General features: G+C 68.3%; 14 protein-coding genes. 9 read left to right on the top strand and 5 right to left on the bottom strand.

All coding sequences use genetic code 11. The annotated features are described in order from the left end of the window. Positions 1 to 73: 73 nt before the first annotated feature. Positions 74 to 2,920 carry a TonB-dependent receptor plug domain-containing protein gene (locus tag FFS08_RS17660; protein WP_171012673.1) on the bottom strand — a complete coding sequence of 949 codons (2,847 nt, stop codon included), beginning with the start codon at positions 2,918 to 2,920 and terminating at the stop codon, positions 74 to 76. Positions 2,921 to 3,655: 735 nt separating this feature from the next. On the opposite strand from FFS08_RS17660, the gene FFS08_RS17665 reads away from it, so the two are divergent. From FFS08_RS17665 to FFS08_RS17705, 9 genes are all read left to right on the top strand, one after another. Further along, a complete protein-coding gene (locus tag FFS08_RS17665) occupies positions 3,656 to 5,323 on the top strand; it encodes a DUF885 family protein (protein ID WP_171012674.1) in 1,668 nt (555 codons plus the stop codon). A 529-nt stretch (positions 5,324 to 5,852) separates the two neighbouring features. After that, positions 5,853 to 8,555, top strand: coding sequence for a TonB-dependent receptor domain-containing protein (locus FFS08_RS17670; RefSeq protein ID WP_171012675.1), 2,703 nt, complete (start codon positions 5,853 to 5,855; stop codon positions 8,553 to 8,555). A 40-nt stretch (positions 8,556 to 8,595) separates the two neighbouring features. After that, positions 8,596 to 11,841, top strand: coding sequence for an alpha-L-rhamnosidase (locus FFS08_RS17675; RefSeq protein ID WP_171012676.1), 3,246 nt, complete (start codon positions 8,596 to 8,598; stop codon positions 11,839 to 11,841). Next, complete coding sequence (locus FFS08_RS17680; RefSeq protein ID WP_171012677.1) at positions 11,838 to 13,316, top strand: carboxylesterase/lipase family protein; 1,479 nt, start codon at positions 11,838 to 11,840, stop codon at positions 13,314 to 13,316. Before FFS08_RS17675 ends, FFS08_RS17680 begins: the two co-directional genes overlap by 4 nt. A gap of 8 nt (positions 13,317 to 13,324) precedes the next feature. Then, on the top strand, positions 13,325 to 14,200 hold the full coding sequence (locus FFS08_RS17685) for an alpha/beta hydrolase (RefSeq protein ID WP_171012678.1): 876 nt from the start codon (positions 13,325 to 13,327) through the stop codon (positions 14,198 to 14,200). Next, a complete protein-coding gene (locus tag FFS08_RS17690; RefSeq protein WP_171012679.1) occupies positions 14,197 to 15,798 on the top strand; it encodes a tannase/feruloyl esterase family alpha/beta hydrolase in 1,602 nt (533 codons plus the stop codon). The genes FFS08_RS17685 and FFS08_RS17690 overlap by 4 nt, the downstream gene beginning before the upstream one ends. Further along, positions 15,795 to 17,447, top strand: coding sequence for an AMP-binding protein (locus FFS08_RS17695; protein WP_137863055.1), 1,653 nt, complete (start codon positions 15,795 to 15,797; stop codon positions 17,445 to 17,447). Before FFS08_RS17690 ends, FFS08_RS17695 begins: the two co-directional genes overlap by 4 nt. Before the next feature lie 5 nt (positions 17,448 to 17,452). After that, on the top strand, positions 17,453 to 17,773 hold the full coding sequence (locus FFS08_RS17700; RefSeq protein ID WP_137863056.1) for a hypothetical protein: 321 nt from the start codon (positions 17,453 to 17,455) through the stop codon (positions 17,771 to 17,773). Beyond that, a complete protein-coding gene (locus FFS08_RS17705; protein WP_171012680.1) occupies positions 17,773 to 20,322 on the top strand; it encodes a beta-glucosidase in 2,550 nt (849 codons plus the stop codon). The genes FFS08_RS17700 and FFS08_RS17705 overlap by 1 nt, the downstream gene beginning before the upstream one ends. 286 nt (positions 20,323 to 20,608) lie before the next feature. Here FFS08_RS17705 and FFS08_RS17710 read toward each other — a convergent pair whose 3' ends face one another. Genes FFS08_RS17710 through FFS08_RS17725 form a run of 4 tightly spaced genes read right to left on the bottom strand, consistent with a single transcriptional unit; the run spans position 20,609 to position 24,951 of the window. Next, complete coding sequence (locus FFS08_RS17710) at positions 20,609 to 21,310, bottom strand: triose-phosphate isomerase family protein (protein ID WP_137863058.1); 702 nt, start codon at positions 21,308 to 21,310, stop codon at positions 20,609 to 20,611. A gap of 2 nt (positions 21,311 to 21,312) precedes the next feature. Next, positions 21,313 to 22,371, bottom strand: coding sequence for an L-rhamnose/proton symporter RhaT (gene rhaT, locus FFS08_RS17715; RefSeq protein ID WP_137863059.1), 1,059 nt, complete (start codon positions 22,369 to 22,371; stop codon positions 21,313 to 21,315). Position 22,372: 1 nt separating this feature from the next. After that, positions 22,373 to 23,521, bottom strand: coding sequence for an FMN-dependent L-lactate dehydrogenase LldD (lldD, locus tag FFS08_RS17720; RefSeq protein ID WP_137863060.1), 1,149 nt, complete (start codon positions 23,519 to 23,521; stop codon positions 22,373 to 22,375). Further along, positions 23,518 to 24,951 carry an FGGY-family carbohydrate kinase gene (locus FFS08_RS17725; protein WP_137863061.1) on the bottom strand — a complete coding sequence of 478 codons (1,434 nt, stop codon included), beginning with the start codon at positions 24,949 to 24,951 and terminating at the stop codon, positions 23,518 to 23,520. The genes lldD and FFS08_RS17725 overlap by 4 nt, the downstream gene beginning before the upstream one ends. Positions 24,952 to 24,970: the final 19 nt, after the last annotated feature.

Raw genomic sequence — 24,970 nt, forward strand, 5'->3', positions numbered from 1 at the left:
AACCACATCGACGCTTCGGGCCATAGGGCCGGTTGCCGGCGGCGGGGGCAACCCCGCCGCCGGACCCGGGGCATCAGAACTTCTTGCGGAAGCCGATCGTGAACCGCCGGCCGATCGCGTCATAGGTGTCGCGCTCGTAGAGCTGGAACGGCGGGTTGTGATCGCCCAGATTGTCGATCGTCCCGTAGATGCTCAGGCTCTTGTCGATGTCGTAGGACGCGCTCAGGTCGAAATAGCTGATCTGGCCCGTCTCCGGCACCGCGAGCAGCGGCATCGCCCCGCCCGAGGCCTTGGCCGCGGCGATCCGCCCATCCTTCGCCGAACCGATGAACCGGTGGCGCAGCGAGACCTGAAAGGCATCGGAGACGTCCCAGGTCAGGCGCTGGGTGAAGCGCCATTTCGGGTTGGCGTTGCCGCAGGTGCCGCCGCCGATATAGCCGGCGCAATCCACCGCCGCGACGATCGGGCTGCTCTGCACGATGCTGTTGATCAGATAGCTGCCGGCCAGATAATAGCTCAACCGGCCCAGCGAACCGATGTCGTGGCGATAGTCGAGGCGGAAATCGACGCCCGAGGTCTTCATCGAGGCGATGTTCGCGTTGAGCAGCGGCACGTCATAGAGCTGCCCGTCCGACGAGCGGTGGTTGAGCGGCTGGCAGAAGATGTTGCTCATCGACAGATTGGCGCGGCAGGCAGTGATCACCGACTGGAGGCCGCCGCCGAACGCCGCGATCGCGCCGTCGATCTTGATGTTGTAGTAATCGACGGTGAGCTGGAGGTTCGGCACGAACTCCGGACGGAAAACCGCGCCGAGCGACCAAGTGTCCGACGTCTCCTCCTTCAGGCTGGGATTGCCGCCGGTGATCGCGCGGATCTGGACATTCTCCTGCTGGAACACGTCGATCACGCTCGCCGGCACGCCCAGCGAACTGACGCAGAAGGCACGCTCGGCCGCGGTACGATTGGCGCCGGTCGCGTTGCAGAAGTCGGTCGCCTGCGGCGCGGTGTTGGTCGCCCCCGAATAGAGCTCGATCACGTTCGGCGCACGCACCGCCCGCTGATAGAGGCCGCGGATCTTGAAGCTCTTCACCGGCGAGAACTCGCCACCCGCCTTCCACGACGTCACGCCGCCTGCGGTCGAATAGTCCGAATAGCGGATGCCGCCCTCGAACGCGAGCAGGTGGACGAAGGGCAGGTCGGCCAGGATCGGCACGACGAGCTCGCCATAGACTTCCTTGACGTCGAAGCTGCCGCCGGTCGCCTGGATGCCCGCCGAGCGCGAGAGCGCCTTGCCCTGGATATAGAGCTGGTCGGGCGTGAAGGTGGAGCTTTCCTTGCGATATTCGGCGCCCACCGAGATGCCGACATTGCCCGCCGGCAGCTTGAACAGCGTGCCGGTGATGCTGGCGCCGGCCTGTTTCTGGTCGACGACGGTGATGTTGGTCAGGTTGGTGTAGATATAGTCGATCATCGGCTTGGTCATCGACATCAGCCCGAACGGGTTGATCGTGACGCAGCGCGGATCGGCCACCTTGCACGCATAGGGATTGCTCGGATTGGTCAGGAACGCATTGGCGAAATTGTCGATCAGCACGCCGCCGCCCTGGACCTCGGTGATCCGGACATGGCCCTGATTGTAGAAGGCCTCCCAGTTCAGCTTGTCGGTCAGCGCGCCCTTCAGCCCGACGACGAAGCGCGAGAATTCGCGGGTCTGATCGTCGGTGCGCGAGCCGAAGTCGAGCAGGCGGCGATTGATGTTGAGCGAAACCAGATTGTCGCCGTCGCCGTCGAGATTGGTGCGCAGGAACTCGCGCAGCGATGAGGACAGATAGGGATTGCGCAGGTCGAACTGGAAATTCGGCAGGAAGCCCGAACTGCTCATCGGCACCGCGCCCAGCGTCGAGTTGATCTCGCTGCGGACGTAATTGCCCTCCCAGAAGGCCGTGACATTGTCGGTCACGTCGTAATGGCCGGTGATCGCCCCCGACCAGCGCTTCATTGGCATCTGGAGGTTGGTATAGGGACGATCGTTGAAGCCGTCGCTGGTCTTGTAGGCGCGCCAGCCCTCGGGCGCGAAGAAGATGCCGGCGGTGCCGATCGTGTTGCCGAACTGGTCGAGCTTGCCGACCAGCGCCGGGGTGAAGATCGTGCCCTGCGGGGTGACGCCGTTGCCGCCGGGGACGAGCACGCCCTTCCCGTTCTGCACAGCATCGACCAGGTAGAGCGTGGCATGGTCGCGCGCGGCGCCCTTCACCATCGAACGGTCGTAATAGCTGCCGTTGAAGACGATATTGCCGCGGCCATCGCCGAAATTGCCGCCGACGGTGAAGTCGATATTGTAGCGCTGGGCATCGCCGCGGTCGCTGATGCCGTACTGGCCGTTGACTTCGAGGCCCTGGAAATTGGTCTTGGTGACGAAGTTGACCACGCCGGCCATCGCGTCCGAGCCATAGACCGCCGAGGCGCCGCCGGTGACGACTTCGACCCGCTCGATCAGCGAGGGCGGGATCATGTTGATGTCGACCACGCCGTCCTGGCTCGCGCCGACGATGCGGCGGCCGTTCTGTAGCACCAGCGTGCGCGCCGCGCCGAGATTGCGCAGGTTGACCGTGGCCGAGCCGTTGCCCGCATTCGACTGGGCGCCCGCGCCGGCGACTGCCTGGGGCAGCGCGTTGAGCAGCTGCTCGGTCTCGGCGGTGCCGGTCTGGCGGATTTCCTCGCTGCCGATCACGTTGACGGGGCTGTTCGAATCGACGTCCGGACGCGGGATGCGCGAACCGGTGACGACGATCGCCTCGCCTTCCTGGGCTTCCGGCTCGGCGGTCTGCGCCATCGCGGTGCCCATCATCATCATCGTGGCGAGCAGCGCGGAACCGCCCCGCAACCCCGCCCGCATCACCGCAACCCGCTTACTGCCCATGTCCGTGTCTCCCCGAATGGATACGCCCACCTGCCTCGCTCCGCTCCGGCGTCGCTGGTTGCGCCATTTCCGTGAACAAGTGCGTGATTTTGAGCATATTAGGAACAAGGGGTCAATTCGGAGTAACGAAAAAATGTGAAAAATGTCGCTTTCCGGTAACAAAGCTGCCGGGAAACCCGCGATTGCGCACGGTTTTTTCTGTGCCGTGCGCTCGGCCGGGCCTGGTCGGAGGTACGTGGCAAACCCTCCCGCAACCACCTGGCAAGGGCCGAGGATGGGCGGATTTCCGGCGATTCGCACCGTTTCGGATTGGTCTGGAGCACCCCGCATGCCTTCGAGATAACACCGATTCGGTGCATCTTGACCAGTGCCGCCCCAACGCCCATCGTATTACAAATCATATGTTTCTGGTTTTATTTTGCGGAAGCGCATCGCCAGCGCGATACGGAACCGGCCACGACGGGAGAGATCGACATGCTCACTGGCTCGAGGACTCACATACGCCATCGTCATTCCCTATCCTCCTCTCGTCATCCCTGCGAAGGCGGGGATCCAGGGCCGAGGGCAAGGACCGCGGGGCTCACCTTGCCGTGGCCGGCTCGCCCCGCGCGCGATTGCTTCGATCGTCCCTGGCCAGCCTGGATCCCCGCCTGTGCGAGGATGACGGAAGTGATCTCCAGAGCGTGCATCGCTTCCCTATCCATGGCGCATTTATCCAGGGGATTGGCGATCGCGATGCTCCTGGCCGGGAGCGCCCTGCCGGCGGCATTCGGCGTCGCGCCGGCAACCGCGCAGCCGGCGGCCAACCAGCCCGAGGGCCCGCCCCAGGGCGCGCGCGGCCATGCCGATCTGGCCACGCTGTTCACTGCCTTCGATGCCTGGCGCACGCCGCCCGCGGTCGATGGCGTGGTCGACTACAGCCCCGCCGCGGTTGACCGGCGCCGCGCCGAGCTGCGCGGCTTCCAGGCGCAGCTCCCGGATTTCGCGGTGGCGCGCTGGGATCGCCACCAGCAGGTCGATTATCTCGCCGTGCGCGCGCAGATGGACCTGGAGGATTTCAACCTGAACATCCTGAAGCCCTGGGCGCGCGATCCGGGCATGTATGTCGATGAGTTACAGCGGCTGGCCTATACCGATCTGCCGCTGAAGGCCGACGCGCTGGCCCGCTTCCGCGCCCGGTTGAAGGCGATCCCCGCCTATCTGGCCCAGGCGCGGGTCAACCTCGATTCAGTGGCGGCCGACTATGCCGATCTCACGCTCCACAGCCTCTCCCACGGCGACGGCGTGGGCCATGGCATGCCGTATCGCGCCGTGGAGCCGGAGGGGCTGATCGGCTGGTTCGCCGATCTGCACGGCCGCGCGCAGAAGCAGCAGCCCGATCTGCTGGCGGACATCAAGGCGGCGGAAGGCGCGATCCGCGGCTTTCGCGACTGGCTCGCCGCGGCGCGCCCGGCGATGACCGCCCGTGCCGGAGTCGGCAAGCCGGCCTATGACTGGTTCCTCGCCAATGTCCGGCTGATGCCCTATACTTCGGACGAAGTGGTGACGCTGGCCGAGCGCGAGCTCACGCGCTTCTGGGCCGACTATGCCACCGAGCGGCACCGCAACCGCAAGCTCCCCGAACTGCAGCTGCCCAGGTCCGCCGCGGAATATGAGGCGCAGCTCGCCGGCACCGACGCCAAGATCCGCAAATGGCTGAAGGACGAGGCGATCATCACCATCCCGGACTATATTCCGGGCAGCTATCGGGAAGTCGGCTTCAACGCGCCCTGGATCGTGCGCCCCACCGGGCCGATGTTCTGGGAGCAGATCCAGTTCCGCGACGCCTCGCCGGACCATCTCCACGCCACCTTCCCCGGCCATCGCTTCGACGGGATGACCGCCAGGCGCGTCACTGATCCGATCCGCAGCCGAGTGAGCGACAGCGGGCGCACCGAAGGCTGGGGCTTCTATCTCGAGGAGACTGCGCTCCAGCTCGGCCTGTTCGACGACCGGCCCCGCACGCGCGAGCTGATCTACATCTTCGGCCTGTTCCGCGCCGCGCGCACGATCGGCGACGTGAAGATGCAGCGCAACGAAATGACCGTCGGCGAGACGATGCGGTTCTGGAAGCAATGGACGCCCTGGCTGGACGACAATGTCGCGCGCACCGATGCCGGCATCTATATCCGCCGGCCGCCGGGCTATGGCATGACCTACACGATCGGCGCGATACAGCTCCAGAAGCTGCTGGTCGATCGCCGCCGCCAGCTCGGCGATGCCTTCGCGATCCGCGACTATCACGATTATCTGATGAACACCGGCCGCCTGCCGGTATCGCTGCTGCGCTACGACCTTACCGGCCAGGACGACGAGATCCGCGGGTTCTGGCGGCATGTCCCGTTGTCGGAAGTGCTGCGCTGATCGCCCCCGCCTCCTACCGTCCCCAACCGCTCGGCCATGATGCCATCGGGCGTCACGACCCGGGGCTAGGACTCGTTCAGCAAACCTTGTCATCCCCGCGCAGGCGGGGACCCAGGGTTTCTCTGCCGTATCGCCCGTGACCCTGGATCCCCGCCTGCGCGGGGATGACGAGAGGTGGATGGCAGGGAAGGCGAGAGAGATGCTTGTCCGGGCGGGACAATCGCCGAACAAGGCCCGGGTGACGGTGGAATTCCGGGCAATGGGTGACGCTCAATTCCAAATGGCGATCCGGCCCGGCGCGTTGCACGCTTCCGGGCCGTCGCGCCGCGTTGCCGCTCGGAGACGCGCGCGATACCCGCCGGTTTCCGAGACCCAGCCCCCTGTCGGCAATCTAATTTGATCATTGACATGATCGAAAAAGATCGAGATTGAATGATTGTGGAAAATCGCCCGAGTGGGTGATTCCATCCCGTGAACGGCAATGACCCCGCGGGAAACGAGAGTCCGAAGGACCAATTGGGGAGGGAATATGAACACCGAGACCATGGAGCCGCGCGTCCGCGGATTCGCGAAGCAGGCGGGGCTTTCGATGCTGGCCCTCGCCACCATGCTGGCTTCGGCCGGCGCTGCGCAGGCACAGACCGCCCCGGCAGCGCCCGAGGCCGCCCAGGCCGACACGCAGCAGGCCGATGACGGCGCCGGCGAATCCCAGGGCGACATCGTCGTCACCGGCACGCTGCTGCGCGGCGTCGCGCCCACCGGCACCAACGTCATCGGGGTCACCCGCGACACGATCACCGCACGCGGCGTCAGCTCCTCGAACGATCTTCTCGCGAAGATCCCGCAGGTCGGCAATTTCGGCACGATCCCGGTGGGCTCGGCCTCGTTCGGCCTGCCGGTCCTTCGCCCCAACATCCGCAACCTGGGCGCCTCGGGTGGCAGCACCACGCTGGTGCTGATCAACGGCCATCGCGGCGTCGGCGCGGGCATCCTCCAGACCACGGTCGATCCCTCGATCCTGCCGCCCGATGTGCTCGAGCGCGTCGAGGTGGTGCCGGACGGCGGCTCCGCCATCTACGGCTCGGACGCGATCGGCGGCGTGGTGAACTTCATCACCCGCAAGCGCTTCGACGGCATCTCCGCCAATCTGCGCTACGGTTTCGCCGACAATTACAAGACAGTCGACGGCAACCTGACCCTGGGCAAGGACTGGGGCAGCGGCTCGCTGTTCCTCTCCTATGCCCATGTCTGGCACGATAATGTCCTCGGCATCGATCGGGGCTATGCCTCGGCTGATCGCACCTCGAAGGGCGGCAAGGACTTCCGGGTGACCACCTGCGCGCCGGGCAACATCCAGATCGGCAACCCCGGCGTCACCTATGCCCTGCCCGGCCTCGCCCCTGGCACGCTCAACAAGTGCGACCAGAACGCCTATGCGGACCTGTTCCCGCGCGAGGAGCGCAACTCGGTCTTCGGCTCGCTCACGCAGCAGCTCGACGACAATGTCGCCTTCGGCCTGACCGCCTATTGGTCGCGCCGCGACACCGTGGTGAACCAGGCCCAAGGCATGCTCTCCGGCACGATCACTCTCCTCAATCCCTTCTTCCGCCCGATCGCCGGCCTGACGGCGCAGACCGCCAGCTTCTCGTTCGCCAGCGTCTATGGGAACAGCCTGACCAGCCGCCAGCGCTTCGAATCCTATGGCGTCACCCCCAGCTTCTCCTTCGCGCTCGGCGACAAGTGGCAGCTGCGTGCGGAGAGCAATTTCGGCCGCAGCACCAATCTGGTGCGCGAGGCTGCGCTCGACACCACCACCGCGTCACTCGCGCTCGCCGGCCTGATCCCCGGCATGGCGCTCAATCCCTATGACCTCGCGGCCAGCAGCCCCGCCGCGCTGGCCGCCATCCGCAACTACGAGAATTACGGCGACGCCACGCAGGAACTGGCGGAGGGCCGGCTGATCCTCGACGGTTCGCTGGCGCATCTGTCGGGCGGCGACGTCCGCCTCGCGATCGGCGCGGAATATCATTACGAGAATATCTCCTCGCGCATCGCCCAGGGCGCGATCGGCTCCTATGCCAATGCCAAGACCTCGCTTGCATCGCGTAACGTGCGCTCGGCCTTTGGCGAGCTGATGATTCCGATCGTCGGCGCCGGCAACGGCAGCCCCGGGCTGCGCGGGCTGCAATTCTCGGCGTCGGTCCGCTACGACGATTATAGCGACCAGGGCGGCACCACCAATCCGAAGTTCGGCGTGAACTACAAGCCGTTCAACGACCTGACGATCCGCGGCAATTGGGGCACCTCGTTCCACGCGCCGAGCCTTGCCGACACCACCAACACCTCGGACTCGCGGGCGACCGTGCTGCCCTACAGCCCGTTCCTTGCGCCCGGCGCCACCCCCGTCGACCCGGCACGTGCGACGATCGTGCTCGCGGGCGGCAACCCGAACCTGAAGCCCGAGCGCGCCGATACCTGGTCCGCCGGCTTCGACTGGACGCCGAAGGCGGTCCCGGGCCTGGTGGCGAACCTCACTTACTACAATGTGAAGTTCAAGGACGCGATCGGCCTGGCACCGTTCCTCTCGCCGACGCTGTTCACCAACACCAACTATGCGAACTTCTACATCCTCCGGCCGACGCTGGCCCAGGCCCAGGCGGCGGTAGGCAACCTGAACGTGGTGGGGGCGCCCAGCATCGCCAGCCTCTATACCGGCCCGCTCACGCCCTATGTGCTGATCGACGCGCGCCGCAACAATCTGGGCGCGGTCAACACCGAAGGGCTCGACTTCAACCTGGCCTATACCCGGCTGACCGGCTTCGGCGCGATCAACGCCAGCATCGCCGGCACCTACACGCTCAGCCGCAAGTCGCAGGCGGTTTCCGGCGGACCGTTCACCGACGACCTGAAGAACGGCGTCGGCCGCACTTCCTTCGTCGCCACGCTGGGCGGCAAGTCGGGCGGGTTCATCGCCTCGGCCTCGTACAACTACAGGGGCGGCTTCCCGATCCTCGGCGTGGCGCCCCAGACCCGGGTGGGCGCGTTCCAGACGGTGGACGCCTTCCTCGCCTATGACCTGGGCAAGCACGGCTTCATCAAGAACGCGATGCTGACGCTGAACATCGACAACATCTTCGACCAGGATCCGCCCTGGCTGAACAGCGCTGCCGCCTATACCAATGGCAGCACCCTGGGACGGCTCGTCACCTTCGGCATCCGGACCAAGTTCTGAGAAAGGGGATCGGGTGTCGCTTCCGTCGTCTGCCCTGACAATGCGTACCCTGTTGGTCTCGGGCACGGCGGCCATGGCGCTTCTCACCGCCATGGCCGCGTCGGCCCGGGACGACGGCCCGGCACCCACCAGCCTGACGGTCGAATATGCCGATGCCGCGCTCGGCATCGACGAGCCCGCCCCGCGCCTCGCCTGGCATTCCCCGGCGAAGCGCCAGGCCGCCTATCAGATCCGCGTCACTGCCGGGGGCCAGCCCGTCTGGGACAGCGGCAAGGTGGCCTCGCCCGACAATGCGCAGATCCCCTATGGCGGCCCGTCCCTCGCCGCCCGCACCCGCTATCAGTGGCAGGTCAGGACCTGGGACGCCGACGGCAGCGAGAGCGGCTGGAGCCGGCCCGGCTGGTGGGAGATGGGCCTGCTCGCCCCGGCCGACTGGTCCGGCAAGTGGATCGCCGGTCCGGCACGCCGCGACCATGACTGGAGCGACGTCCGCTTCGAGAGCGACCTGACGCTCACGGGGACCTCCGTCGACCTGCTCTTCCGGGCCCGCGCAGCCGGCAAGACCTATGGCGAGGCCTATGTCTGGACTCTGGCCGAGGAAAGGGCCGGACCGGTGCTGATCGCCCGGGTCCGCCATTATCCCGGCGGCAGCAGCTCCGGCGTCAAGCTCACCGAGCTCAAGCGCGTACCGCTCACCGGCATCACGCTGAAGGGCGTGCGCCACAAGGTGACGATCACCGCCCGCGGCTCGGACATCGCCACCGCGATCGACGGCAAGCAGGTCGATCTGCTCACCGACCAGTCGCAGCCGCACGGCACGATCGGCTTCTCGTCGCGCGAGGCCGATGCCGCAATCATCCATGCGGTCAGCGTGACCGGCACCGGCAGCCCGGCCTTCGCCACCCGCTTCCCGGCCAACGACAATCCCTTTGTCGGCGGCACCGTCGAGGCGCAGGGGCTCACCGTCGCTGCCGGCGTTCCGAACATCGACATCGTCCTGCCGATCGAGGCGCCCGCTCCGCTCGTCCGCAAGGCCTTCGTCCTGCCGGCGAAGAAAATCGCGGCGGCGCGGCTCTATGTCGCGGGCGCGGGCTGGCCGCGCATGCATCTCAACGGCGACACGGTCGGCGCCAGCGCGATGGCGAGCGGCTTCACTGCCTATGACAAGCGCGTCCTCTACCAGACCTATGACGTGACCGACCGCGTCCGGCCCGGCGGCAACGTCCTCGGCGCCGAGCTCGGCCGCGGCTGGTACGGGCTGACCGACCCGAACGAATGGTATTTCGACCAGGCGCCCTGGCACGGCGAGCCGGCGCTCAAGGCGCAGCTCGAAGTGACCTTTGCCGACGGGTCGCGCCAGACGATCGCCAGCGATGCGAGCTGGCGGACCGTCTCCGGCCCCACCCGCAACGATTCCGTCCATCGCGGCGAGCGCTATGACGCGCGGCTGCTCCCCACCGGCTGGGACAAAACGGGCTTCGCCGGCAAGGGCTGGACCGCAGCGCAGCAGGTCGCAGGCCCCAAGGGCCTGCTCCAGGCCGCGAACGTCGAGCCGATCGCCCCGGTCGAGCAGCTCGCCCCGGTCTCGCTCACCCAGGTGAAGCCGGGCGTCTGGGTCTATGATTTCGGCCGCATCTTCTCGGGCTGGCCCGCGCTCGACGTGCGCGGGCCGCGCGGCACCACCGTCTCGCTCGTCGCCAGCGAGCGGATCGGCGACGACGGGATGGTCGTCCCTGCTTCGGGCCTGATCGACGCGCAGCTCCAGACCGATCGCTACACGCTCGCCGGATCGGGCGCCGAGCGCTGGGAGCCGAGCTTCGGCTATCGCGGCTTCCGCTATGTCGAGCTGCGCGGCTATCCCGGCACGCCGACCCTGGCCACGCTCACCGGCAAGGTCGCCCATAGCGCGGTCGCCCGGACGGGCAGCTTCACCAGCGCCGATCCGCTGCTGAACGAAATCGACCAGGCGGCGATCCGCACCATCCTGAACAACATGCACGGCTATCAGACCGATACGCCCACCTATGAAAAGAATGGCTGGACCGGCGATGCCCAGGCCTCGGCCGGCGCCGCGGCGCGCAGCCTGGGCATCGCCCGCGTCTGGACCAAGTGGCTGAACGACTATCCCGATGCCCAGGCGCCGAGCGGCGAGCTGCCCGAGATCGTTCCGGCCACGCCCTTCTACGGCTATGAAGGCACGCCGGGCTGGTCGTTCGTCTGGGGTCCGTCGACGCCCTGGGACGTTGCGGCGATGATCCTGCCCTGGGAACTCTACCAGGCCGAGGGCGACACCCGCATCCTGGCGCGCATGCACGCCATGCAGAAGCGGCTGGTCGACTATACCGCTACCGTCTTCAAGGCGCCCGACTATCGCCACGATCGCGGCCTGAGCGAATGGAGCGCGCCGGGCCCGCTCGACATCTTCGCCACCAACAATGGCGGGATCGACGCGATTACCACTGCCTATTTCTTCCACGAGGCGGACCTGCTGGCCAAGTCCTCGGCCGTGATCGGCAACCGGGCGGACGCGGACCGCTATGGCGCACTCGCCGCCGATATCCGCCGCGCCTACAACGCGCGCTACTGGGACGCGGCGAACGGCTGGTATCGTACGCTCGACGACAAGGGCGCGACCAAGGGGCCGACCCAGTCGCAGAACATCCTGCCGCTCGCCTTCGGCATGGCGCCGGAGGGCCAGGCGCAGAAGGTCGCCGATACGATCGCCAGGGACGTCGAGGCCCGGGGCCTGCGCGCCGGCGTGTTCGGCACGCGCTACCTGCTCGAGATCCTTAGCGATTACGGCCATGCCGACCTCGCCTATCGCGTCGCCACCCGCACCGAGGAGCCGAGCTGGGGCTTCTGGCTGAAGAGCGGCCACAAGACGATGTTCGAATCCTGGGGCCTCAACGCCCGCTCGCGCGACCATCATTATTTCGGCTCGATCGCAGACTGGATGCGCCAGCGCCTCGCGGGACTGCGCCCGGGCGCGCCGGGCTATCGCATCGTCCTGGTCCGCCCCGAGATTCCGCAGGGCCTGGCTTCGGCTGCCGCCACGATGGCGACGCCGCAGGGCAAGGCCAAGGCCGGATGGCAGGTCGAGAACGGTCGCCTCACGCTCACCGCCACGGTGCCGATGAACGCCGCCGGCGAGATCTGGGTGCCCGCCCGCTTCGGCATGGTCGGCACGGTGCCCCAGGGCGCCACCCTGCTCCGCCAGACCGATGCCGCTACCGTCTATGCCACCGGGCCGGGCAGCTTCACCTTCATGACCGAGGGACGGAAATGAGAACTTCGCTTTTCGCTCTCACCCTGCTGCTCGCGGGCACCGCCCAGGCGCAGGAGGTCCGCACCGACCGCGGGACCCTGCGCGGCACGACAGCCGAGGGCGTCACCAGCTTCAAGGGCATTCCCTATGCGGCCGCTCCGGTCGGGCCGCTGCGCTGGCACGCGCCGATGCCGGTCCCCGCCTGGACCGGCACGCGCGACGCCGCCGGCTATGGCAATGACTGCGTCCAGGCGCGCATGCCGGGCGACCTCGCCAACACTACGCTACCGATGAGCGAGGACTGCCTGTTCCTCAACGTCTGGACGCCCCGGCCCCGCGCCGGCGCGAAGCTGGCGGTGATGGTCTATATCCATGGCGGCGGCTTCTCCACGGGATCGGGCAGCGCCGCGATCCTTGACGGCAGCCGCCTGGCCGCGCGCGGGCTGGTGGTCGTCACCTTCAACTATCGCCTCGGCCGGTTCGGCTTCTTCGCCACGCCCGCGCTCACCCGCGAGGCCGGCGGCGGCCCCACCGGCAACTGGGCATTGATGGATCAGCTCGCCGCACTGCAATGGGTGAAGCGCAACATCGCTTCGTTCGGCGGCGATCCGGCCAATGTCACGATCTTCGGCGAGTCCGCGGGCGGGGAATCAGTCAGCCGGCTGATGGTCTCGCCGGCCGCGAAGGGACTGTTCGCCAAGGCGATCACCGCCTCGGGCGGCGGCCGCGACAGCTGGCCCGATCTCGCAGCTGGAGAAGCCAAGGGCCAGGCCTTTGCCAAGCGCGCCGGCGCCGAGGATCTCGCGGCGCTGCGCGCATTGCCGGCGGACAAGGTGCAGGGCGGCATCAACCTGCTCAACGGCGACGAAGCGCATTATTCCGGCCCGATGACCGACGGCCGGATCGTCACCGGCGATACCGACACGCTGCTCGCCGCCGGCAACGCACGCGGCATCCGCTATGTCGTCGGCTCGAACAGCGACGAGCTGGGCTTCATCCCCGCGCCGTTCCTCAAGGGCTTCGTCGCCAAGGCGACCGAGAAGCTGGGCGCCGCCGCCGATGCGGTGCGCACCGCCTATGGCTCGGCCGAGGCCTATGACCGCCACATCCCGAGCGATTATACCTTCACCGAGCCGGCCTTCTCGCTCGCCAGGCGGCAGGCCGCGAACGCGCCGACCTGGCTCTATCGCTTCGGCTATGTCGCCGAGGCGAAGCGCGCCACGCTCGCCGGCGCCTCGCACGCCACCGACGTGCCCTATCAGTTCGACAATCTCGCCGCCGCGGGCGGCAAGCCCAGCCCCGCCGACATGGCCGCCGCCAGGCTGGTCGCGGACCATTGGGCGGCGTTCGCCAAGACCGGCGACCCGGGCTGGGCAAAGTTCATGCCCGGGGCGCAGATGCTAGTGATTAGCAATAATGGGAGCGCCACCGCGCCCGCCGGCACGCCCGAGATCATGGCGATCGCCGCCGCCCGCGACGCGGCCAAGCAGAAATGAGGAAGTCCATGCGTACCCTCTTCCGGATCCTGGCGCTGTTCGCGCTGTTCGCCGGCAGCGTCACCGCCCATGCCCAGGAGACGATCCGGCTCTGGCCGAACGGCGCGCCGGGTTCGATGGGCCCGATGCAGGCGGAGACCACCGCCGACAAGAAGCCGTATGGCGTGATCACCCGCAACGTCTCCGAGCCTACGCTCACGGTGTTCCGCCCCGATCCGAAGATCGCCAACGGCACCGCGGTGATCGTCGCGCCGGGTGGCGGCTTCCACCTGCTTTCGATCGGCAATGAAGGCGACGGCGTCGCAAAGTGGCTCAACAGCCAGGGCATCACTGCCTTCGTGCTGCGCTACCGCCTGCTCCCCACCGGCGACGATTTCGGCATGGTGCTGATCCGCCGGCTGATGAACTTCAAGTCGCTCGAGGCCGCGATCGTCCCGCTCCGCCCGCTCGCCACCGCCGATGGCGAGGAAGCGATGCGCTATGTCCGCGCCAATGCGGCCAAGTTCGGCGTGAAGCAGAACCGCATCGGCATGATGGGCTTCTCGGCCGGCGGCGCGGTGACGATGTGGACGGTGCTCGGCGCCAAGCCCGCCAGCCGCCCGGACTTCGTCGTCGCCATGTATCCCGGCCTGGTCGGCAATCCGCTGACCGTCCCGGCCAAGGCCCCGCCGCTGCTCGCGATGGTCGCCGAGGACGATCCCATCGTCCGCCCCGAAGCCGGCCGGCTGGTCGATGCCTGGAAAGCGGCGGGCGCCGATGCGACCCTGGTCACTTTCCCCAAGGGCGGCCACGGCTTCGGCATCACGAAAAGCGGCAAGGCGTCCGACGCCTGGCCCGAGCACGCGCAGAAATGGTTCCAGGCCAAGGGGTTGCTCAACAAATGAACCGGATAGCCCATTTCGGCGCACTGGGCGCCGTCGCCACCGCGCTGCTCGTCTCGGGCGGCGCGCCCGAGCCTCTCGCGGCGACCACCCCCACCGGCGCCTGCACCGCGCTCACCGGCATGGCGCTGGCGGACGGCAAGGTCGTGAAGGCCGAGGAAGTCGCCAAGGGCGGCATGGTCAACACCAAGGAGGGCACGCCCGGCCTCCCCGCCCAGGCAGGTTTTTGCCGCGTCTATGCGGTGCTGGCCCCCACGCCGCGCTCCGAGATCAAGGTCGAGGTGTGGTTGCCCGCACCCACTGCCTGGAACGGCAAGCTGCTGGGCGCCGGCAATGGCGGCTATGGCGGCTCGATGCTGCTCCCCCAGCTGACCATGCAGGGGGCGCTCGGCAAGGGCTATGCCACGGTGGGCACCGATATGGGCCATGTCGGCACCGCCGACACCGACGCCAAATGGGCACTGAACCAGCCCGAGAAGATCGTCGATTTCGGCCATCGCGCCAACCATCTCGCCTCCGGCGTGGGCAAGGCCGTCATCGCCGCCTATTACGGCAATGCCCCCAAGGCCGCCTATTTCCAGGGCTGCTCGGACGGCGGGCGCGAGGCGCTGATGGAGGCGCAGCGCTATCCCGAGGATTATGACGCGATCGTCGCGGGCGCGCCGGCCAATGCCTGGAGCCGGCTGATGACCTCGTTCATGGCTACCGACCGCGCCGTGTTCGCCCGGCCCGAGACCATGATCCCCAACGCGAAGCTCAAGCTGCTTCAGGACGCCGCGCTCGCCCAGTGCGATGCGAAGGACGGCGTGAAGGACGGCGTGCTCGACGATCCGCGCCGGTGCGGCTTCGATCCCGTCGTGCTCCAGTGCAAGGCCGGCGACGGCCCCTCCTGCCTCACCGCCGGCCAGGTCACCGCGGCGCGCTCGCTGTATCGCGGTACGTTCGACGGCAAGGGGCGCAAATTCTTCCCCGGCTACATGCCCGGTGCCGAGGCCGTTCCCGGCGCCTGGGATCTGTGGCTCACCGGCCCCAAGGCCCAGCACGGCATCTTCGCCGGCGAGTTCTTCCGCAACATGGTCTATTCGAACCCCGAGTGGCAGCCGGCATCGTTCGATGTCGCGCGCGACTATGCCGCGGCCCGCCGCCTCGCCCCGGTGCTCGACAGCGACAATCCGGACATCGGCCCGTTCCTGAAGCGCGGCGGCAAGCTGATCCTCTATCATGGCTGGAACGACGCCGCGATCGCGCCGGAGAACACGATCGACTATTATCAAGCCGTGCAGAAGCGCGTCGGCGCCGCCGCGCGGGACTCGGTGCGCCTGTTCATGGTCCCCGGCATGTCGCACTGCCTGGCCGGCCCCGGCCCGAACGTGCTCGATACGCTCGGCACGATCGACAAATGGCGCCAGGGCGGCCCTGCGCCCGAGACGATGATCGCCACCAAATACGACAACGACCTGTTCGGCTATCTCGGCTTCCCGGCCAAGCCGGTCCGCACCCGTCCCCTGTGCGCCTATCCCAAGGTCGCGCGCTGGACCGGCAAGGGCTCGACCGACGAGGCGGCCAACTTCACCTGCGTCGCCCCCGGCGCGAAGCAATGAGCCTCGCCGCCAGCCTGGTCCGGGGCGCCGACGCGCCGCCGCTGATCGAGCACACGATCGGCGAGGCACTGGCGCTGGCCGCCGCCCGCTGGGGCGAGCGCGAGGCACTGGTCGCAGTCGAGCAGGATGTCCGCTGGACCTTCGCCGAACTGCTCGCCCGGGCCGATGCAGTCGCCGCCGGCCTGCTCGCGCTCGGGCTGGAGCCGGGCGAGCGGATCGGCATCTGGGCGCCCAATTGCGTGGAATGGACGCTCACCCAGTTCGCCGCCGCGCGCGCCGGGCTGATCCTGGTCACGATCAACCCCGCCTATCGCACCAGCGAGGCAAGCTTCACCATGGCCAAGGTCGGCCTCGCCGCCCTGGTCTTCGTCGATCGCTTCAAGACGAGCGACTATGCGGCGATGGTCGCCGAGCTGGCGCCGGATCTGCCCGCGCTCCGCCGCATCCTCTGTATCGGCGACGCGTCGCGTCCGGGCTGGATCCCGTTCGACCAGGTCGCCGCCCATGCCGACGAGGCGGCCCGCGCGCGCCTGAAGGCGATCGGCCCGGAACTGCGCGCCGGCGACGCGATCAACATCCAGTTCACCAGCGGCACCACCGGCCAGCCCAAGGGCGCGACGCTCAGCCACCGCAACATCCTCAACAACGGCTATTTCGTCGGCCTGGCGCAGCGCCTCCAGCCCGGGGACCGCATCTGCATCCCGGTGCCGCTCTATCACTGCTTCGGCATGGTGATGGGCAATCTCGCCGCGCTCACGCACGGCGCGACCATGGTCTACCCGGCCGCCGGCTTCGATCCCGGTGCGGCCCTGGCGGCGATCGAGCGCGAGCGCTGCACTTCGCTCTACGGCGTGCCGACCATGTTCATCGCCGTCCTCGCGCATCCCGAGTTCGAGCGGTTCGACATCACTTCGCTGCGCACCGGGGCCATGGCCGGCGCGGTCTGCCCCGAGCCGCTGATGCGCGCGGTGAACGAGCGGCTGCACATGCCCCAGGTCACCATCGCCTATGGCATGACCGAGACCAGCCCGGTCAGCTTCCAGACCGCGGTGGACGATCCTTTCGAGCGCCGGATCGGCTCGATCGGCCGGGTCCAGCCGCACCTCGAATGCAAGATCGTCGACGAGGCGGGCGAAATCGTGCCGGCCGGCACGCCCGGCGAGCTCTGCACCCGCGGCTATTCGGTGATGCTCGGCTATTGGGACGAGCCCGAAAAGACCGCAGCGGTGCTCGACGCCGAGGGCTGGATGCATTCCGGCGACCTCGCTGTGATCGACGCGGCCGGCTATGGCAATGTCGTCGGCCGGCTGAAGGACATGGTGATCCGCGGCGGCGAGAACATCTATCCGCGCGAGATCGAGGAGTTTCTCTACGGCCATCCGGCAGTGGAGGACGTGGCGGTGGTCGGCGTGCCCGACGATCGCATGGGCGAGGAACTCTGCGCCTGGATCCGGCTGCGCGCCGGCTTGTCGGGCGACGAGGAGGAAGTCCGCGCCTTCTGCCGCGGCCGCATCGCCCATTACAAGGTGCCTCGCTACGTCCGCTTCGTCGACGCCTTCCCCACCACCGTGACCGGCAAGGTCCAGAAATATCTGATCCGCGAGGCGATGATCGCCGAGCTGGATCTCCAAACCGCAAGCCAAGGATGAAGATGATGAACAAGCTCCTGATCGCCGCCCTGCTCGCCCTGCCGGGCACCGCCCTCGCCCAGACCGCGCCGGCCCCGGCGCCCGCGCCCGCGCAGGCGGCGCCGGCCGCCGCGGCGAAGTTCACGCTGGACACGCCGATCCAGGAGATCGTGGCCGACGCCCAGGGCAAGGCCGCGATCGACAAGAACCTGCCCGGCCTGATCGGCCTGCCGCAATATGACATGTTCAAGGGGCTGAGCCTCAACCAGCTCAAGGCCTATTCGGACGGCAAGCTCACCGACGAGGTCCTCGCCAAGACCGCCGCCGATCTCGCCGCGATCAAATGATGACTCGCGCCAATTTCCTTGCCTGCGTCGCCGCGACGGCGTTGATTGCGAGCGCCCCCGCGCTCGCCCAGGCCCAGAACGAACGCATGACCTATCGTGAGAAGAGCGCTCCGCTGGAGAAGCGCGTCGAAGACCTAATGCACCGGCTCACGCTGGAGGAGAAGGTGTCGCTGCTCGCCGGCGAAAGCTCGATGACGCTGCAATCGATCCCGCGGCTCGGCATCCCCGGCGTCAAGGTGACCGACGGCCCCACCGGCGTGCGCTCGCCCGAAGGCAAGCCCGCCACCGTGTTCCCGGTCGGCGTCGCCATCGCCGCCACCTGGAATCCCGAAGTGGCGAAGGCCGTGGGCGCGGCGATCGCCGAGGAAACGCGCGGCTATGGCGCCTCGGTGCTGCTCGCGCCGACAGTGAACATCGTCCGCACCCCGCGCTGGGGCCGCAATTTCGAGACCTATTCGGAAGATCCGCTGCTCGCCGGCAAGCTCGGCCTCGGCTATGTCGCCGGCGTGCAGGGCAAGGGCATCGGCGTCTCGATCAAGCACTTCGCCGCGAACAATCACGAGACCAACCGCTTCTTCGTCGATTCGATCGTCGACGAGCGGACACTGCGCGAGATCTATCTTCCCGCCTTCGAGATGGTGGTGAAGCAGGCCGATCCCTGGTCGGTCATGGCCTCGTACAACAAGATCAACGGCACCTATGCGAGCGAGAATCGCTGGCTGCTCACCGATCTGCTCAAGAAGGAATGGAAATATCGCGGCTTCGTCGTCTCCGATTGGGGCGCGACGCACAGCACCGCACCGGCAGTCAATGCCGGCCTCGACCTCGAGATGCCCGGCCCCGCCCAGCATTTCGGTGCGAAGCTGCTTGCCGCGGTGAAGGCCGGCGAAGTGAGCGAGGCGCAGCTTGACGACAATGCCCGGCGGATCGTGCGGCTGATCGTGCGCAGCGGCGCGCTCGACGGGCCGCTGCCCAAGGGCGAGATCGGCGGCGAGCGCCACCGCGCGGCCGCCCGCACCGCGGCCGAGGAAGCGATCGTGCTCCTCAAGAATGCCGGCGTGCTGCCGCTCAAGCCCGGCATCGGCAGGCTCGCGGTGATCGGCCCCAATGCCGACATCGCCCGCATCCAGGGCGGCGGCAGCTCTGCCGTCGCTCCCTTCGACAAGCTGGTGACGCCGCTGGAAGCAATCCGCGCCGCGCTGCCCGGCGTCGAAGTGATCTACGAAAAGGGCGTCGACAGCGAGGAGACGCCGCCCACCGCCGATCCCGCGCTGTTCAGCCCCTCGGCCGACAGCAGGGAGACCGGGCTCCAGGCGGATTATTTCGCCAATGCAGACTTCAGCGGCGAACCGGTGAAGCGCCAGCGCGCCACCGATTTCACCAAGCGGATCAGCGCCAATATCGCGAGCGCCAAGGTGATCGGCTATGCGGCGATGCGCTGGTCGGGCGTGCTGCGCGCGCCGGCCACCGGCACCTATGAGTTCAGCGTGCGCGGCACCGGCAGCGGCGTGCTGACGCTCGACGGCAAGGCGATCCTCGACAAGGCGACGCCCGCCAAGCCGGACAATCGCGACGTGATCGGCTTCCCGGTTCCGCAGCGCACCGTCCAGGTCCAGCTCGAGGGCGGCAAGGCCTATCCGATCCAGCTCGACTACGTCACCGGACAGACGCCCTATGAGGCGCTCAAGTTCGGCGTGCGCCTGCCCCGGCCGGACTTCGCTGCGGCGATCGCGGCGGCGAAGCGCGCCGATGCCGCGATCGTGGTCGCCGGCTCGGCTTCACTCACCGAGGGCGAAGGCTATGACCGCGCCAATTTCGACTTGCCCGGCGATCAGGACAAGCTGATCGCGGCGGTGGCCGCGGCCAATCGCTCCACCGTGGTGGTGGTCAATGCCGGCGCGGCGATGACCATGCCCTGGGCGAAGGACGTGCCCGCCATCCTCGACATGTGGCTGCCCGGCCAGGAAGGCGCGGCGGCGCTCGCCGGCATCCTCACCGGCAAGGTCAATCCATCGGGCAAGCTGCCGGTCACATTCCCGGCGAAGAGCAGCGACGATCCCACGGTGCTGACCGAGATGAAGGCCAAGTATAGCGACGGGCTGCTGGTCGGCTATCGCGGCTATGAGGCGCGCGGCGTGGCGCCGCTCTTCGCCTTCGGCCATGGCCTGTCCTATACGAGCTTCGGCTATGCCGGCCTCGCCGCGCCTGCGACGGTGGCGCCCGGTGCGGTGGCGAAAGTTCGCGTCACGATCCGCAACACCGGCGAGCTGGCGGGCAAGGAAGTCGTCCAGCTCTATGTTGCGCGTGCCGATCGCACGCCCGAGGAGCCGATCAAGCAGCTCGCCGCCTTCGCCAAGGTCGCGCTCGCACCGGGCGAGAGCCGCACAGTCGAGCTCAGCCTCGATCCGCGTGCCTTCGGCTATTGGGATGCCGCGACGCATCACTGGGTGGCCCGCGCCGGGGCCTATCAGCTGCAGGCCGGCAGCGCCTCGGACGATATCCGGCTGAAGAAGGACATCCGGGTCACGGTGAGCAAGCCGATCGACTAACCCACCAACTTCGTCACCCCGGCCCCTTCGACGACGCCCGCGTGGTCGAAGGGGCCGGGGTGACGACTATTTGGCCCGCCTTGTTACAATGCAGGGATTTCGCCTGCTTGGCTCGCATGGTCGGGGCCCGTCCCGGCCGCTCTCTGACCTGTAGGAAAAATAGGATCCCGCACACGCAAGAATGTTGCGAGATGTGCGCCGCTTCCGAAGAGAGAGTCAGGATCGAGCGCCCGGAAGAAGCCCGGTTCGCGCGACCTTTGCGACTTTTGGGCTCCCCGGACGCGCCCTAGCTGCCGGCCGCAGCCTCCAGCACCGGCAGGAAATCGGCAACCGACCGGCTGGCGCGACCGACCAGCAGCCCGTCGATCTCCGGCAGGGCCAACAGCGCCGCCGCATTGCCGCCGTCGACGGCGCCGCCATAGAGCAGCCGTGCCTCGCCCGCCTCGGCGCGCAGCATCTCGAAGATCCGGGCCAGATGCGCTTCGTCCGGCACTGCATTCCCGCCGATGCACCAGACCGGCTCATAGGCAATGGCGGCCCGCGACCAGTCGAGATCCGGCGGCAGCGACGCGCGGAGCTGCGCCGCCACCAGCGCGCGCGCATCAGCCGAGCGCTCGCACTCGCCGATGCAGATCACCACCGCCAGCCCGGCCGCCTGCGCGGCGCGCGCCTTGGCCGCCACGCTCAACCCGTCGTCGCGCGTCTCGCTATGCCCGGCCAGCATGTGCGTCGCCCCGGCCTCGCACAGCATCGCCGCCGAGACGGCGCCGGTGTGCGCGCCACCGGCCGCCGGGTGGCAATCCTGCCCCCCGATCGCCAGCGTCCGCGCCACCCGCGCCGCCCGCTCGATCAGCGTCGCCGGCAGCATCAGCCCGGCCTCGACGCCGAGCGCGTGCACGGCGGCGTCGATTCGCCCGATCTCGGTCAGGTCGGGACCCGCACCGTGCATCTTCCAATTGCCCAGGATCAGCGGGCGCCGCTTCGCCATGGTCATGCCGCGAGATAATTGCCGACGCCGATGACCACGGTGGAGAGCAGCAGCGCGCCGATGCCGGCCCATACCAGCAGCCGCGTCCCGCCGCGCACCCCCGCCCATTCCTTGAGCGCGAAGCCCCAGAGCGTGGAGAACAGGATGATGCTCGCCATGTGCAGGGTCCAGGAGGAGAAGCCGTATTTCCCCATCTGGCTCTCGCCCATCGTGTAGAAGAAGAACTGGAAATACCAGAGCGTGCCGCCCAGCGCGGCCAGCAGATAGTTGCGCAGCAGCGGCGGCCTTTCGCCCGAAGCGGCGGCGCCGACGATCTGCCCCGCCGACCGGTTGCGCAGGATCAGCCAGCCGCACCAGACGAAGTTGGTGGTGAAGCCGCCCAGCAGCACGACGCACAGCACCGGCAGCCCCTGCCACAGCGGGTCGGTCCCCGCCGCGACGGTCGCCGCGCGGATCGGCGCACCGGCATCGAGCCCCCAGGCGAAGCAGCCCGACATGATGCCCGAGAAGATCGCGATGGCGAGGCCCTTGGGCAGGTTGAACTCGCTGACGCTCTGCCGCGCGGCTTCGCCGGCCATCTCGCGCTCCTTGCGGCGTCCCGCGGCGGCCACGACCAGGATGCCGGCCAGGGTGATGACGATGCCGACAAAGGTCATCTGCCCGCTCGGCGTGCCAGCGAGTTCGCCCAGCGTGCCGCGGAAGATCGGGGGCCCCATGGTGCCGATCACCGTGGTGAGGCCGAGCGCCACCGCCATGCCGAGGGAAAGGCCGAGATAGCGCATGGTCAGCCCGAAGGTGAGCCCGCCAAAACCCCACATCGCCCCCCAGAACCAGCACCAGAACCAGGTGCTGCTCGGAGTCCGCGCCAGCACGCCGAGCAGGTCGTGCGTCTGGATCGACGCGAACAGCCAGGGCGCGATCAGCCAGGAGAAGACGCCGCCGACCAGCCAGAATATCTCCCAGGACCAAGCCCGGATGCGGCGATAGGGAACATAGAAGCTGGCGGAGGAAAGCCCGCCAAACCAATGAAACAAAACGCCAATCAGCGGATTTCCGCCCATATTACTCCCTCCCCGCGATTATCTTTTCGTCGATCTGGTCGATGCGCGTCACACCGGTCAGTCCCATGGCGACGCGCATCTCGGCCGCCAGCAGCCGCAGCACATGCGCGACGCCCGCCTGGCCCCCGCCAGCCAGCGCCCAGGCCCAGGCGCGGCCGAGCAGCACGCCCCTGGCGCCGAGCGCGAGCATCCGCACCACGTCGAGCCCCGACCGGATTCCGCCATCGGCCAGCAATGTCAGCCGGTCCCCCACCGCATCGGCGATCGCCGGCAACGCGCGGGCAGTCGACGGCACGCCGTCGAGCTGCCGGCCGCCATGGTTGGAGACGATCACGCCCTCCACGCCCCGCGCCGCCGCCTCGCGGGCATCTTCCGGATCGAGGATACCCTTGAGCAGGATCGGGCCCTTCCAATGCTTGCGGACGAAATCCAGGTCGTCCCAGCCGATCGCCGGATCGAAATTGTCGCGCATCCAGGCGAAGAAGTCGTTGAGCCCGGTCTTGCCGGCCAGCACCGGTGCGACATTGCCGAGATGGTGGGGCCGCCCGCGCAGCCCCACGTCCCAGGCCCAGCCCGGATGCGTCAGCGCCTGTCCGAACCGCCGCAGCGATCCGCCCAGCCCCGGCGCGCCGGCAAGGCCGGAGCGATAGTCGCGGTAGCGCGTGCCCGGCACCGGCATGTCGACCGTGAAGACCAGCACCGGACAGCCCGCCGCGCTCGCCTGCTCCATCAGGTCGATCATGAAGCCGCGGTCGCGGATCATGTAGAGCTGGAACCAGGGCGGCGTGGCCACCGCTCCCGCGACTTCGGCGAGCGGGCAGGCCGAAACGGTCGACAGGGTGAAGGGAATGCCAGCCGCCTCCGCCGCCAGCGCCGCCTGTACTTCGCCGCGCCGTGCATTGAGCCCCGCCAGCCCGACCGGCCCCAGCGCGACCGGCATCGCCAGCTTCTGCCCGAACAGGCTCGTCGACAGGTCGATCGCGGAAATGTCGCGCAGCACCCGCTGGCGCAGCGCCACCGCCTCGAGATCGGCGACGTTCCGGCCCAGCGTCACCTCGGCATAGGAGCCGCCATCGATATATTCGAACAGGAAGCGCGGCAGCCTGCGCCGCGCCAGTGCGCGATAATCGGAGATCGACGCCGCCTTCATGCCGCCTCGCTGCTGCCCGTCGCCAGGCGCCGCCAGCGCGCGGCATAGCCGGCGAGATCGCAATCGAGCGGCGCTACCCGGATGAGCGCCGAGGGCGGTGCCAGCGCCGGATCGATCAGGCGCAAGGCTCCATAGGACACGTCGTTGTGCTCGTTGGAGACGAAGACGTGCAGGTCCGGCCGAAGCGTGGCCAGCGTGCGGACAAAGGCCTGCGCCTCGCCGAACCGCCCCTCCACCAGCACGCGCTCGCCCGCCCCGATCAGGTCGAGCATCGCGTCGGCGACCAGCGCGGCATAGAGGCAGACTGCCGCGCGCAGGCCCATCGATTCGGTCGGCCGGTTGATCCAGCGCGTCGCGCCGCCCGGGAACGGCCCGACCCCGGGCGTCAGCGTCGGCAGCACCATTGCCCCGCTCGCCACGACGCCGGGCAGCGCCGCGATGATCGCCGGCTGATCGGGATTGATGTCGACGCGCCGCGTATCGATCCCGGTCAGCAGCTCGATCTCACGCCCACCCATGAACCGGGCCGAGGGGATCGGGGTGCCATGGGCATCGACGTTCACCAGGCAGTCGCGCGTCTCCGGCAATCCCGCCAGGTCGACGCGCGCACCCTTGCCCGGCGTCCGCATCGCGACGAACCAGGTGCCGGTCGAGAGCACCGTCGCCTCGTGCTCGGCAATATCGGCAAAGCCCCGCGCCGCGAGCAGGGCGGCGTTCGAATCGTGGAGTCCGCAATGCACCGCGACATCGGTCGGCAGGCCGGTGCGCTCGACCCATTCGGCGCTGATCGTGCCGATCGCCTCGCCGGCGCGGCGGAGCGGCGCGAGCCGGGCTGCCCAGCCCCGTCGCTCGGCAAGCGCGGACGGTTCGCCCGAAGCGGGGCACCAGAGATCGCTGTGGCAGCCCAGGCTCGTCACTTCGGATGCCGCGACGCCCGAGAATCGCCATGCCCAATATTGCGGCCAGGGCAGGATCGTCGCGTCGCCGCGCAGCAGCGCCGGATCGAGCGACTCGAGGAAATGCAGCTGCAGCCCGAGGTTGAGCCCATCGGGCAGCGCGGGCGAGCCGGTGCGGGCAAAGGGATCCCGCTGGCGATGATAGACGGCAGCGCACTCGGCCGGAATCGCCTGCTCATAATCGAGCGGCGGCGCCGCCAGCGCCCCGTCGCGCACGATCGCGGCAGCGGCGCCGTGCCCCACGGGGATGATCCGCGCCACACGCCCGAGCCCGACGAACTCGCGCAGCACCGCCTCGGCCCACGCCTCGATCCCGGCCGCATCGAGCGCCCGAACGCTCTCGCCGCCCAGCACCGCCACCGGCCGGTCATTGGGCCGCGTCCGCCGGGCCAGCATGGCCCCCGACGCATCCCAGAGACTGAGCTTCGACAAGGTCTTACCCAAATCGAGCACCACGCTCAGCCCATCACCCAATGCTGCCTCCCCAATTTGT

The organism is Sphingomonas sp. 1F27F7B (assembly GCF_005503355.1).
Lineage (GTDB): Bacteria > Pseudomonadota > Alphaproteobacteria > Sphingomonadales > Sphingomonadaceae > Sphingomonas.

Bases quoted from the DNA above. Each gene is read 5' to 3' on its own strand.
- FFS08_RS17665 (WP_171012674.1), top strand. From the start codon at position 3,656: ATGCTCCTGGCCGGGAGCGCCCTGCCGGCGGCATTCGGCGTCGCGCCG.
- rhaT (WP_137863059.1), bottom strand. From the start codon at position 22,371: ATGGGCGGAAATCCGCTGATTGGCGTTTTGTTTCATTGGTTTGGCGGG.
- FFS08_RS17695 (WP_137863055.1), top strand. From the start codon at position 15,795: ATGAGCCTCGCCGCCAGCCTGGTCCGGGGCGCCGACGCGCCGCCGCTG.
- FFS08_RS17690 (WP_171012679.1), top strand. From the start codon at position 14,197: ATGAACCGGATAGCCCATTTCGGCGCACTGGGCGCCGTCGCCACCGCG.
- FFS08_RS17705 (WP_171012680.1), top strand. From the start codon at position 17,773: ATGACTCGCGCCAATTTCCTTGCCTGCGTCGCCGCGACGGCGTTGATT.
- FFS08_RS17670 (WP_171012675.1), top strand. From the start codon at position 5,853: ATGAACACCGAGACCATGGAGCCGCGCGTCCGCGGATTCGCGAAGCAG.
- FFS08_RS17660 (WP_171012673.1), bottom strand. From the start codon at position 2,920: ATGGGCAGTAAGCGGGTTGCGGTGATGCGGGCGGGGTTGCGGGGCGGT.
- FFS08_RS17675 (WP_171012676.1), top strand. From the start codon at position 8,596: ATGCGTACCCTGTTGGTCTCGGGCACGGCGGCCATGGCGCTTCTCACC.
- FFS08_RS17710 (WP_137863058.1), bottom strand. From the start codon at position 21,310: ATGGCGAAGCGGCGCCCGCTGATCCTGGGCAATTGGAAGATGCACGGT.
- FFS08_RS17680 (WP_171012677.1), top strand. From the start codon at position 11,838: ATGAGAACTTCGCTTTTCGCTCTCACCCTGCTGCTCGCGGGCACCGCC.
- lldD (WP_137863060.1), bottom strand. From the start codon at position 23,521: ATGAAGGCGGCGTCGATCTCCGATTATCGCGCACTGGCGCGGCGCAGG.
- FFS08_RS17700 (WP_137863056.1), top strand. From the start codon at position 17,453: ATGAACAAGCTCCTGATCGCCGCCCTGCTCGCCCTGCCGGGCACCGCC.
- FFS08_RS17685 (WP_171012678.1), top strand. From the start codon at position 13,325: ATGCGTACCCTCTTCCGGATCCTGGCGCTGTTCGCGCTGTTCGCCGGC.